The sequence below is a fragment of the Natranaeroarchaeum aerophilus genome, from assembly GCF_023638055.1.
GTDB classification, from domain to species: domain Archaea; phylum Halobacteriota; class Halobacteria; order Halobacteriales; family Natronoarchaeaceae; genus Natranaeroarchaeum; species Natranaeroarchaeum aerophilum.
Window position 1 is genome coordinate 236,893 of sequence record NZ_JAKRVY010000001.1, and the last position, 12,392, is coordinate 249,284.

Genomic DNA, 12,392 nt, shown 5'->3' on the forward strand with positions numbered 1-12,392 from the left:
TTGTCGTCTCTAAACTTGATCTAAACAGCTCTGATTTTTAATGCGCTTCTCAAAGAGAAAATGGCGAGACTCTCAACTTCGAGTCGGTCGAGATACCGGCATCCCTGCTTCATACGCACAGCTGTATAGTAGTCGATGTGCTGATCATCAAACGGAACAACCCTAAAGTATAGTTCCCTAACACGATCCGCTAAGATTCTAAAATCCCGGTCGGTGTCGCATTCCGTTTAGCGGCGACCGTTTCAACAAGGTCCCAGTCCCGTTCCTCAGAGCACTATAGTCGTGGAGATCTCCGGCCCACTGTGCATATGCTTCGATTGGGTTGAGGTCGGCCTCAAACATCACAAAACAAACGTACCAGAGCAGTCCGTAACTGCTTGTCTGTGCCTTGGCTAACAGCCAACGTGAGCACCCAGTTGTGATTAGTGTCTCACACAGTCACTCAAGTCTCTCGCGTAGGGACCTACCGGATACGCACACCACACGCAAAACTATGTTGAAAGACTGATAATTGCCGCACAAGTCCACTCCTATATGACGCTTGATTATAGGACTCCGCCTAAGTCACGGGCCCCAACCTCTGGGGCTAAATGCCTCATCCCATCTATACTGGACACCATTTGCGGAAAATTTGCGGGGGTATACTACCAACAGAACCGCGTATAACAACTCTAGGCCCACTTAGTGGTCGTATAAAGCCGTTAGCTACCCTAAGATGAAAACCGGTGTTTTTGGTGTGACATTGAATGGCCGTTAAAACCAATTGGAAAATCAAATGAGAATTGGATAATCGAATGAGCGGAAAGGGGTGAATTTCTGAAAATCGGCGAATCTGAGTGAGATTGAGAAAGCAGTTGCTCGTTGCTTCAAAACAGAGTGTTAATAACTAATTGGTATTTTAAATGGTTTTTAGGTAACCGGGGGACAATAGTCGGAAAACGGCTAATGTAATTATTGAATGGATTTGTAGATTCTCGGTGACGTGAGAAAATGACTGTTTTCAGTCCTCTCCACAAAAGGATCTGAGTTATTAACTCATCGATCAATATCGTCAAGAACCAATCACTTCCCGGAACACAGACCAATTGGTAATTTAAATGGAAACCCATTATGTCGTACAGGGGAAGCGGATAATGGAACCAATTGGAATTTTCGATGAAAATTGAATTATTGGGTGACTGAATAGGCGACTCTCCTTTTTTGCAAGATCGTGAGCTCCCCACTATTTATTGTCATAATGTTTACGTTGAGAGGTTTGCTTGATCGAGCAAAAAGGAGTGTACAAACCACATTTTCCCTGTGGATATTCTTATGATTAAAATGTCATATTGGTGTTGATGTGTGGTTCCAAGTGAAATACTTCCGATAAAGATTATAACATATTCTAAAACATTTTGTGTAGAAAGTTCGAATTTATATGCGTGTGTGTTTTGTGAACGCCCTTGGTGTTAAAATGGGTGGGCCCCTCAAACGGATGTATATGTGCGATCACATGGTCTGCGGGCAGGTGAGTCGAGATGCCTGAGTGTCATAACTGTGGCGCGCACCTCACTCCGGAGTATGTTCGTGTTTTCGGTGATTCGAGCGGCTCAGTCCCGATCTGTATTCATTGTGCACCGAACGCTGAGGCGAGGGATGCCATAGCTGATAATGAGTGACGGCACCTCGAAAAAATTCAGGTTCCACGCTGATCGCTCGGCTGATCAGAATATACTGTCCTATGGCCCTCCCCAAAGTGATCAATCTGCTTGGCTTCTAAATAACAACTCCTCTGCTGGTTGCTTGTCGACAAGATTACTTGCGGGAGAATCGGGGATTGTGCATGACCAAAAGTTCAAATAGGTTATTGCACCGTGTTGAGGTAGGATGAGTCCTCCAGAGATCGCACATCTTCGGGAGGCACTCGATCAGGCGGGACACGCAATATACCTTACAGATTTTGATGGGAAGATTCGGTAGTGCATGCTTCATTTGAGGGCGTATCATAGAATAGAGCAAACGCCCTCCAGGCTATGTAGTGAACGTTCAGTACAGCGGCCAGTGTGATCTCGCTTTTCGATTCGAAACCCATTGAAGGAACGACAGAATGATTACGGTGGCGAGTCCGTCACGTCATTCGGCGGGGTCGTCTGCGTCTTCTCCAGAGGTTGGTGCGTGTAGCGGCGGGCGGAAGTGGGCTCGTGTGTGATCATTAGGATGGCAGTCCCAACGGCCTTCCCACGAGGACCCGTCTGGTACTGCTTGCTGCCATGGATGCTGAAGTTGTCTATCTAGAACATCGAATCCGGAGCGAAGTCTGCGTCACTCCGCTCGGAAAGTAGCCGAGGTCATAGTCAGCGACTACGGTGTTCAGCGTGTACGGGGGCGTGACTGTATATCCTCAAAATCGAGCGATCCGGCCGGTCCTTCAGTATCGATGGGAGCGGTCGTAGCTGGCTTGCCCGGCGTATCAGGCATCGATGTGGCCGGAAGTGCCGTCTGGGGCTGGGTAGTCATGTCGTGCTGCGTCGAGGAGAAACACGTGGATCTGGCCTCTTATTCACCAACCCACGCTAACGTTCTGAGCAGTAGTATATTCTCACAACAGATTTGTATCGTGTGTCATCAGGGAAGCCAGTATTAATTGTGCCGGGGGCTAAACAGTAGTTATGGCAACGGAATCGGCTCCGGAGTCGTTTTTCATCCACTCAGATCTGGAAATCGTCTTTGCTAATCCTGCGTTCTGTACACTCGTAGGGATAGAATCCCAACAGCAACTTATCGGCGCGTCAGTTGTCGATCTTGTCACGTCGGACTACCAGTCTTCACTCCGGGAGCAAGTGGCACGCATCGAAAATGGGGACGAACCCACTCTTGGAATAACTGCTGAGATCCAAACGTCGTCTAATCAGTCACAGCGTGCTATTCTCGTGAGTTCACTCGTTGAATGGGACGGCACGGAGCAGGTGCAAACGTCGGTGTTCCCGATTGCTGGGATGGACTCTGACAGTCGTCAACTGCTCTACAATGACGCCATGGATGAAGCACCGATCGGTATCACGATTTCGGATCCAGCTCAACCTGATAACCCTCTCGTCTATATTAACGATGGTTTCTGCGAACTCACGGGCTATCTGCGGGATGAGGTTCTCGGACAGAACTGTCGGTTTCTCCAAGGCGAAGCCACCCGTGGGGAGCCAGTGGCCCAGATGCGAGAAGCGATTGAAGCCGAAGAGCCCGTCAGCGTTGAGTTACGCAACTACCGAAAAGATGGCTCGATGTTCTGGAACCGTGTCACAATCATCCCGATTCGATCTGACTCCGGAACAGTCACAAAGTATCTCGGCTATCAGCAGGACATTACCGCCCAGAAGCGATACGAGCAGGATCTCTCGGTGTTTAAACGACAGGCCGAGCAGTCCGAGAAAGCTATCGTGATCACCGATTCGGATGGGACGATTCAGTACGTAAATCCGGCCTTTGAGCGAGTGAACGGCTACACAGCCGACGAAGCGATCGGTCGGAATCCACGGATTCTCAAGTCGGGACAGCATAGCGAGGAGTTCTATGCGGAGTTATGGGAAACGATCACCGCTGGCGATGTTTGGGAAGCAGAGCTGGTAAACAAGACAAAATACGGAGAACTCTACGAGGGAAAACACACTATTGCTCCAGTGACAAATCTGGACGGCGACATCACGCATTTTGTAGGGATCGCGGAGGATAGAACCGAGGATGTACTCACGACGCAGACGCTTGGTATCCTGAATCGTGTGATGCGACACAACTTACGTAACGCGCTCAATGTGATCGACGGGCACGCAGAGTTATTAGAAGATGAGGAACTGGATTCTGAGGCTCGACAGGCGTCGGTCGAAGCGATCCGGGATCGGGCTGCGCTGATGCGGAACGTCGCTGAGAAGACAGCGGAGATTCGGTCGATCTGGAGTCAAGCCGAAGATAGCGAAAGGTGGGAGCAACTGGATCTCGAATCAGTTTTGCAGACGTACCAGCGACAGTATCCAGATGCGGAAATTACGTGTCGGCTGGCGGATACAGAGGCTATTCAAGTTCGAAACGCAGAGCTATTCAAGAAAGCCCTTGAGGAGGCAGTCACGAATGCAATCGAACATACTGATCGGTCTCCACCTGACGTAACGATTACATTCCACCGCGACCCAGATGACGACCAGTTTCGACTGAGCGTTGCTGATAACGGCCCAGGGATTTCAGCAATCGAGCGCCAGGCAATCAAGTCAGGCGAAGAGACCCCGCTTGAACACGGTCTCGGAATTGGATTGTGGGTAATGAAGTGGGTTACCACAACACTCGGTGGTGAGTTGACGATTACCGACAACGAACCCCGGGGGAGTGTAGTAACGTTTTACCTGCCTACCGGCGATTCGAAGGCCAAATAGAGGCCTGTAAACATTGTTGGGGCCCCTGCGGGACAGGGTCCTCCCTCAAATAAGGGGAGCACCTTGTCTTGCAAATACTAAGAAATTGAACATACCCAAGTAGTCCATTACTGCTTGTCTGTACTTGGCTAATAGCTAACGTGATCGCCAAGCTGAAACCGGAGTCTCGAACAATCACTACAAGTTCCTCCCGCAGACGGACCTACCGGATACGCACACCCACATGCAAAATTATATTGACAATCTGATGAGTACAGCGCAAGCCCGCTCCTATATGGCGCTTGAATATAGGACTCCGCTCAAGTCACGGGCTACATCTTCTGGGGGCTAAATGCCCCATCCCATCTATACCGGACACCAACTGCGGAAATTTTGAGGGGGTATACTACCCGGGCAAACGGATATTACCACTTCATAATTGCCTAGAGGGTGTATAATGACTTTAGCTACCCGGGCAGCAAAAACGCCATTTTCGCGTGTCGTCGAACACCCATTGAAAACCAATTGGAAAATTAAACGAAAGTTGTAGAATCAACAGAAGTAATCGGGGTAATTTTCCGGAAAATCGGCCAATCTGAGTGAGATAGTGAGAGTGGTTTGTGGCTGCTTCAAAACGGAGTGTTAATAACTAATTGGTATTTTGAATGATTTTTAGGAAATCAAGTGACAGCAGTGAGAATATGGCTAATGTAATTATTGAATGATTTTTTGGATTCTCGGTGACGTGAGAAAACGACTGTTATCAACCCTCTCGACAAAACGATCTGAGTTATTAACTCACAGGCCAAAATAGTCAAAAATAAATTACTTCCCGGGACACAGACCAATTGGTAATTTAAACGAAAACTCCTTATGTCGCACAAGGGAAGGGGACAGTGGAACTAATTGGAATTTTCAATGGAAATTAAAATATTGGGTGACTGAATAGGAGACTATTCTTTTTTTTGCGAGATCGTGAGCTCCCCACCATATATTGTCATGATACTTATGTTGAGGTGTTTGCTTGATCGAGCTAAAAGGAGTTCACAAACCATATTTTCCCTGTGGATATTCTTATAAGTGGGTTGTTATATTGATGTTACTGTGTGGTTCCAAGTGATATATCTTCGATAAAAACCCATAATAACGGCCAAAATATTTCCCGTAGAAGGTTCACATCTATCTATATTTCTTTAATAATTTCTCCTAATAGTCTCGCCGATATTTATCCCACTTACTTACTACCAACCGCGACGAGTGACAACCTATCTGGAATCCATCAGAACCCCGGTGTAACATGCAGAGGATGAACTCAGCAGTCGGTCGGTGTTGGTTTCGAAGAGATCCAGATGAACTAACCGATCAGTAGCTGTACGGATCGATCGCTAGTCTAACTAGAAAATACGAACGATGTTCTGAGCGACGGGCAATTGATACACTACGCGTACCTCGTATTGGAAAAACTCTATACAACAGGGAAATAGTTAGTATAGGAAAACTTTAGGGGTGTTGTAGATAAGATATTGACAATTAGACTGCTAATGAGTTCTATCTTACTATCTGGGTATGTTGCCGTATTCGGAGTCTCCGCCGTGGCGTGTTTTGTGAGCTTGAGCCAGCTCCCACGAATCCAGAACACGGATGTACGAGTCGGCTTATTTAGTCTTCTCACAATCTGCGGTGTGTGGGCTGCTGCCCACGTTGGCTACCTTATTATGCCCTCAGCGATGGGGAAACTCGTATTCTACGTTGCGGGACTGATTGCTGGCATTGCTGCCGTTGGCGCGTGGCTGTATTTTTGCTCTGCATATACAGACCGCAGATATCACCGCCAACGCTCGTTTCGGTTCCTCGCTGTGATCGTCTTTACTGGGATCGTCCTGCTGAAACTGACAAACCCGGTTCATTCGCTCTATTTCACTACAGAAATCGTGTCAACGCCATTCTCCCATCTCGCAGTCGATCACGGGCTTCTCCACTGGAGTGTGATGGCACTTGCCTACGCGCTTTCATTCGTTGGGTTCTTCATGCTCTTCGAGCGGTTCGTCACCGTTGGCTTTGACACTACGCCGGTTGCTATCCTCGTTGGAATCACAGCACTTCCGGTTGTCCTGGATATTCTTGGCAATTCCAGTCCAGCCCTAGTAGATATGACGTATGAACCGATTGGCGTTGCCGTGTTCGCTGTTGGCGTGCTCTTCGTGTATCGTGACCGGTTTCAGAGACTCAATCTATCAGACGCTTCGGATCGCCCTGTGATTTTTCTCGACGAAGAGTATCATATCCGAGACTACAATCGTCGAGCACAGGAACTGTTCCCCGTCTTAGAAAATTCCATTGACAACCCCCTGTCTGATGTGTCGTCGCAGCTAGCGGATGGACTCCGATCCGAACAGCACATCATTGAATACGTGACAGACACGGAGACACGCTATTATATCGCGTCAGTAGCCCCATTTACGGCTGGAGAGACCGTAATCGGCCATATCTTCACACTTACTGATGTAACCGAGGCAGAACAGTATCGGCGTGAATTGGAACGAAAAACAACTAAATTAGAACAATTTGCAAGCGTCGTCTCGCATGATTTGCGGAATCCGTTGAGTGTCGCTCAAGGATACGCTGAATTAGCGCAAGAGGAGTCTGAGAACGCCGAGGAATACCTGGCGGAAGTCAGGAGGGCCCACACACAGATGGATGAGTTGATTTCAGATCTCCTTACGCTTGCACGGGAGGGCCAGTCAATCGAAGAGACGCATCCAACCGACGTATCCGATGTTGTCCTGCGGTGTTGGGAAGGTGTCGACACAGCCAATGCAGAACTCGTCGTTGACGCCGAGACGACAATTATGGCTGATCCTGACCGACTCGCACAGTTGTTCGAGAATTTGTTCCGGAACGCGGTTGAACACGCAGGGTCTGATGTCACAGTTACAGTCGGAATACTCTCGGACGGATTTTATGTTTCCGACGATGGGAATGGGATTGCCGAGTCAGATCATGAAGATGTGTTTGAGTATGGGTATTCAACGATGGAGGACGGAACTGGATTCGGCCTCTCGATCGTGAAAGAGATTGTTGATGGGCACGGATGGGAAATAACGCTTACAGAAAGCGTTGAAGGCGGTCTACGGTTCGAGGTTACTGACGTTGAGTTTGCTGAAGAGCTGGACTAACGGCTGACCGATCCACCCTCTTCAGTACAGCCTTTCTCACAGATACCGAGTAGGTTCCGACCTACCGTGTTACATCGTTCGCGTGTACTGGCCGATCCGGTCTGATCAAATCCGAGAATAACTCCGTGCAAGACTCGCGCTATATATAGCACGGCCTTCAGCATCTGTTTGAATTCTATCAATATCGACGTGACCGACTCGGAGCAGATATTCACCGGTAACTCTGCTTAGCGGTTACTGCCAATTTTTGGGATGGACGTTTCAGTACCCGCCTCCACCATCGAAGCAGCGCCCGCATTTACTGGCGTCCATGGCGGTATTTGACTGCTCGGTTGTGGTTGGGTGGAGATTATCATGCGATAGATGATAGTGGATTCCACAAAGAGTCTGACACTCTGACTTGCCGCCCTCATGTTTGTGGACTGTTCCTGTGACTTGGTTCATGATCACGTCCATGTGTGGTGGTGACGTGGACTGCTGGTATCACGTCACCGCTTGATACACAAAGGTATTTCACCACCTGTTAGCGCACGTAAAAATAACGGTTGACCGATACGCGTATTTTATTCAGCAGCGTCTGCAACACCTCTTCGATATCTGTCAGTAGCAACGTGCGAGACGTAGAGGATGAAATCAGCACAGGTTCGCCTGGAGAATTGCCGATAGTAATGCAACGGAACTATTTTACGATAGTGATGAATGGTTGATTCATATTAATTATGCCTCGTCAGCAGATCCATATTCTCCACGTTGACGATGAACCGAGACTCGCAGATTTGACCAAGACGTTACTCGAACGCGAGGATAACCGGTTTTCTGTCGAGACTGCAACCAGTGCTGACAAAGGGTTACAACTCTTGGCCGAGTCCGAGATAGATTGTATCGTGTCCGACTATGAGATGCCGGGAATGAACGGCATCGAGTTCCTCAAAAGCGTCACCGAGGATTATCCCAACCTACCATTCATCTTGTATACCGGCAAGGGATCCGAAGAAGTAGCCAGTGATGCTATCAGTGCGGGAGTTACTGATTATCTCCAGAAAAAGAGCGGTACCGATAACTACGCCCTTTTAACAAATCGAATAGTCAACGCGGTCAATAGCCGACGGCGCGAGCAAAAAATACAAATCCTACAAACATTCGAAAACGAACTCACAGAACTTGCCATAGATTTTCTTCGAACCAAAGAGCGTGACATTGATACTCTCATTGACGGTACACTGGAGAAAATTGGAACGCTTGTCGATGCGGATCGGACCTACGTTTTTGATATACACCATGAGGATGAAACGATCAGCAATACGTATGAATGGTGTGCAGGGGGTGTCGATCCACAGATCCACATGCTCCAAGACATTCCGCAGGATGCCGTTCCCTGGTGGATACAGAAGTTGGAGAATTTTGAGAATATAACCGTTCCGAACGTTTCCAAACTACCGCCAGAAGCTGAAGCCGAACAAGAGATCCTGGAAGAGCAAAATATCAAGTCATTAATTGTCACTCCAATGATTTCGAACGACGAACTTGTCGGTTTCATCGGATTTGACTGGGTTCAGGAGCAAGAAGCATGGTCGGATGAGTTCATCAACATCCTGCGGATGGTCGGCGAACTCATAATGACTGCGCGCAAACGTAAAGAGCGCGAGCAGGAGTTAGAGACGCTGAAAAGCCAGTACGAGACACTGGCTGAGAACTTCCCCGGTGGTGCGGTATTCCTCATCGACACGAATCTAAAATACGTACGCGCCGGTGGCGAAGAACTGAGCAACGTAGACCTGTCTCCCGATGATATCGAGGGCGCGAAACCGCACGACCTGTTTCCCGATGAACTCAGCGATGAACTTTGCCACTACTACAAGGAAGCGCTGGATGGTAACGCCAACACGTTCGAACAGGTATACGGGAGCGATCGATACCGGATTCAAACGGTTCCCGTTCGGACTGACGGTGTGGAAATCGACCATGTGATTGCAGTCTCACAGAACGTCACTGAGTGCGTAGAGGACAAACAGAATCTCCAAGCCCTGTTCGAGAGCTCTCCTGATATGATCGATATTCATACTAATGAGGGGACTATCGTCGATGTGAACCAGCAGTTCTGCGAGGCGTTCAACCAGCCAAAGGACGAACTCGTCGGGCAGAAAGTTTGGGAGATTGATCAGAATGTCGATCCAGAAGAATTGCAGGCCGCTTGGGATGAAATGGACGTTGGAGACCGGACAAAAATCGAAACGGAATTCGAGACCACTGACGGTACACTGTTTCCTGTCGAAGTTCATCTCACTCGGCTCCCTGTGGAAGATGGTAGCCGGTTTATGGTCGTCTCGCGGGACATTACTGAACGAAAGCAGCGGATGGAAGAAATCGAGACGCTCAAGGAACGTCTCGAACTCGCAATCGAAGGAGCGAATCTCGGCGTGTGGGATTGGGATATGAGGACCGATGAAGTAGAGTTCAACGACCAGTGGGCCGAGATGCTCGGCTACACGCTTGAGGAACTCGAACCTCACCTCCGTACGTGGGAGACACGCGTTCATCCGGAAGATATCGATGAAGTTAGAGCTGCACTTGATACGCATATCCAGCAGAACACGGATTACTACGACACCGAACACCGAATGCGAACTGCTGATGGTGAGTGGAAGTGGATTCGGGATCTCGGTAAAATCGTTGACCGAGATGAAGACGGAGAGCCAATCCGTGCTGTCGGGATCCACCTCGATATCGACGAGTCCAAACAGTACCAACAGGAACTCGAACAGAAAACTGAGGAGCTAGAAGAGTTGACAACCCGTCTTGAAGAGCAGTATCTGACCTTGTTTGAGGAGGCTCCCGTGATGGCGGTCGTCACACGAACAGAGAACGGCCGACCAATTATCGAGGACTGCAATAACCAGTTCGCAGAAACGCTTGGATTCGAAACAGAGGCACTCATCGGAACCGACCTCACGGAATACTACACGCCTGCCTCGCGGGAGGCACTGATCGAAGATGGTGGATACGAACGATCTTTGAAGGATGAATTCACCAGAGAGTCCCGAGAGTTAGTAGCTGCTGACGGGGAGATCGTGGAGACCGTGTTGCGGGCAGTCCCACGAAAGGATCCAGCCGGCGCGGTCGTTGGCACGATGGCGATGTACCTCGACATTACGGAGCGCGAAGAAGTAAAGCGAGCTAACGAGCGGCTTGAGGAGTTTGCTAGCATAGTCTCACACGATCTTCGGAACCCGCTGAACGTTGCTTCAGGGCATCTTGAATTAGCGCGTGAGGACTGTGAGAGCCCAGACCTAGAGGCTGTTGAGCAGGCGCACGACCGGATGGATTCTCTCATTGAGGATCTACTTACGCTGGCCCGTGAGGGAGACGGTGCGACTAATACGAAAGCAGTCGATCTCAAAGCCGTCGTTGCAGAGTGTTGGGAAACCGTTGAAACAGCCGAAGCCTCGCTTAGTGTCGAAACTGATCAGACGATAGTGGCTGATGAACGTCGGCTCAAACAACTATTTGAGAATCTCATTCGAAATGCGGTCGAGCATGGTGGTAGTGCTGTGACCGTAACGGTCGGCGGACTAGAGGACGGCTTCTACATTGAGGACAATGGGCCAGGGATTCCGGAAGACGACGATGAAACCGTGTTTGAGGTGGGATATTCAACGAATTCCGAGGGTACCGGATTTGGACTGAGTATCGTGCAACAAATTGTTGAGGCCCACGATTGGAACATACGCGTTACTACTCGCTCGGGTGGTGGCGCGCGCTTCGAGATCGCGGGTGTTGAGTTCATTACCGAATAATTGGCTCTGTTGAAATCCGATTAGTTCGATACCCTTACCGCTGAAACAGCTGTTGGGCAGGACTGGAAACTGTGCGGTGAGTTCAATAGTGAGATGCTGGAAGAAGCAAGTCATTATCAAATAAAACAAACGCCAAAACGCGTATCAGAACCGAAAACAGGGGTGTCCACAGTTGGGCTCACACCGGTACAAATCTATATCATCGGTCTTTGAATTCCACTGTGTGACCATTGTTCAGGAGTGCTTCAACAAGGTCGTCGTCGGGTCTGATTTTGAATTCTTTGAACGAGTTCTCCGGGGTTTCTGTCGAATACAGCTCTGAGTCGATATTCTCTGGAATCTCGTTCTGATGGGTATCCTCTTGAACGATAACCAGTTGACTGGGAACTTGTTTGGAGCTGTTACTTTCCGTCATCTGGATATATTCCGTTTAAACTATTAGATTATTTGCCTTCCGATTCCTATTTCCGTTGAGGTGGCTATTTGGTGAGGTTGATCTCCGTGAAGGGAATCTGGTAGTGACTGGAGAAGTTTTCCCTTGTTCATAATCGGGACACACTTCGGATTAGTGGCCCAAGCCAGTAAATTGAGGGAATGATGGTTGTGTGACTCTATAAAACCTATATAAGTTGTCACAACCCGAGTGCTAAATATAGAGGTTCTACTCAGCAGTCAGTCGGTGTTGATTTCGTATATTCCCAGGTGAATCAACCGGTCGGTATATGTGTGTACTTAGCGGTGTGACTCAATCTCGATCACAGGATTTCCATGCTCGTCGGCATCGATAGTGACCGTTGTTGTATCTGCCTCAAACCGGAGGGTCATGTTCAGGTGTTCGTCTTGAAATAACCCATCAAGCGCGTCAGGGTTGATATCATTGTTTATTATCCAATCCTGTTCAAGCACTCCCTCGTTATGTGCCAGCGCAACTGCGCTCACAACAGCCATACTCAACGATTCGCCTTCGTTCGGCTCATAGCGAAAATTCTCAGCCACGTTAGTCAATTCAGGTGCAGACATAATAGCCGTTGGCACCACCACTTCTC

At 48.9% G+C, this 12,392-nt stretch carries 6 protein-coding genes; 4 read left to right on the forward strand and 2 right to left on the reverse strand.

What is annotated here, in order from left to right; genetic code table 11:
• Window positions 1-1,517: 1,517 nt before the first annotated feature.
• The 4 genes from AArcSt11_RS17180 (at window position 1,518) to AArcSt11_RS01175 (ending at window position 11,346) form a co-directional block, all read left to right on the forward strand.
• Complete coding sequence (locus AArcSt11_RS17180) at window positions 1,518-1,658, forward strand: DUF7563 family protein (protein WP_434803485.1); 141 nt, start codon at window positions 1,518-1,520, stop codon at window positions 1,656-1,658.
• Window positions 1,659-2,648: 990 nt separating this feature from the next.
• Window positions 2,649-4,397 carry a PAS domain-containing protein gene (locus tag AArcSt11_RS01165; protein ID WP_353617653.1) on the forward strand — a complete coding sequence of 583 codons (1,749 nt, stop codon included), beginning with the start codon at window positions 2,649-2,651 and terminating at the stop codon, window positions 4,395-4,397.
• A gap of 1,520 nt (window positions 4,398-5,917) precedes the next feature.
• Window positions 5,918-7,552, forward strand: coding sequence for a sensor histidine kinase (locus AArcSt11_RS01170; RefSeq protein WP_250593789.1), 1,635 nt, complete (start codon window positions 5,918-5,920; stop codon window positions 7,550-7,552).
• Window positions 7,553-8,271: 719 nt separating this feature from the next.
• The gene (locus tag AArcSt11_RS01175) at window positions 8,272-11,346 is read left to right on the forward strand and encodes a PAS domain S-box protein (protein ID WP_259371224.1); all 3,075 of its coding nucleotides are present in this window, start codon (window positions 8,272-8,274) and stop codon (window positions 11,344-11,346) included.
• 199 nt (window positions 11,347-11,545) lie between these two features.
• Here AArcSt11_RS01175 and AArcSt11_RS17025 read toward each other — a convergent pair whose 3' ends face one another.
• Together AArcSt11_RS17025 and AArcSt11_RS01180 are read right to left on the reverse strand one after the other, a co-directional pair.
• The gene (locus AArcSt11_RS17025) at window positions 11,546-11,761 is read right to left on the reverse strand and encodes a hypothetical protein (RefSeq protein WP_353617654.1); all 216 of its coding nucleotides are present in this window, start codon (window positions 11,759-11,761) and stop codon (window positions 11,546-11,548) included.
• Between the two features lie 317 nt (window positions 11,762-12,078).
• Entirely contained in the window at window positions 12,079-12,342 is a 264-nt protein-coding gene (locus AArcSt11_RS01180; RefSeq protein WP_250593791.1) for a HalOD1 output domain-containing protein, read from the reverse strand.
• Window positions 12,343-12,392 lie beyond the last annotated feature (50 nt).

Coding starts and splice junctions, on each gene's coding strand:
- AArcSt11_RS17180 (WP_434803485.1), top strand. CDS start 1,518: ATGCCTGAGTGTCATAACTGTGGCGCGCACCTCACTCCGGAGTATGTT.
- AArcSt11_RS01165 (WP_353617653.1), top strand. CDS start 2,649: ATGGCAACGGAATCGGCTCCGGAGTCGTTTTTCATCCACTCAGATCTG.
- AArcSt11_RS01170 (WP_250593789.1), top strand. CDS start 5,918: ATGAGTTCTATCTTACTATCTGGGTATGTTGCCGTATTCGGAGTCTCC.
- AArcSt11_RS01175 (WP_259371224.1), top strand. CDS start 8,272: ATGCCTCGTCAGCAGATCCATATTCTCCACGTTGACGATGAACCGAGA.
- AArcSt11_RS17025 (WP_353617654.1), bottom strand. CDS start 11,761: ATGACGGAAAGTAACAGCTCCAAACAAGTTCCCAGTCAACTGGTTATC.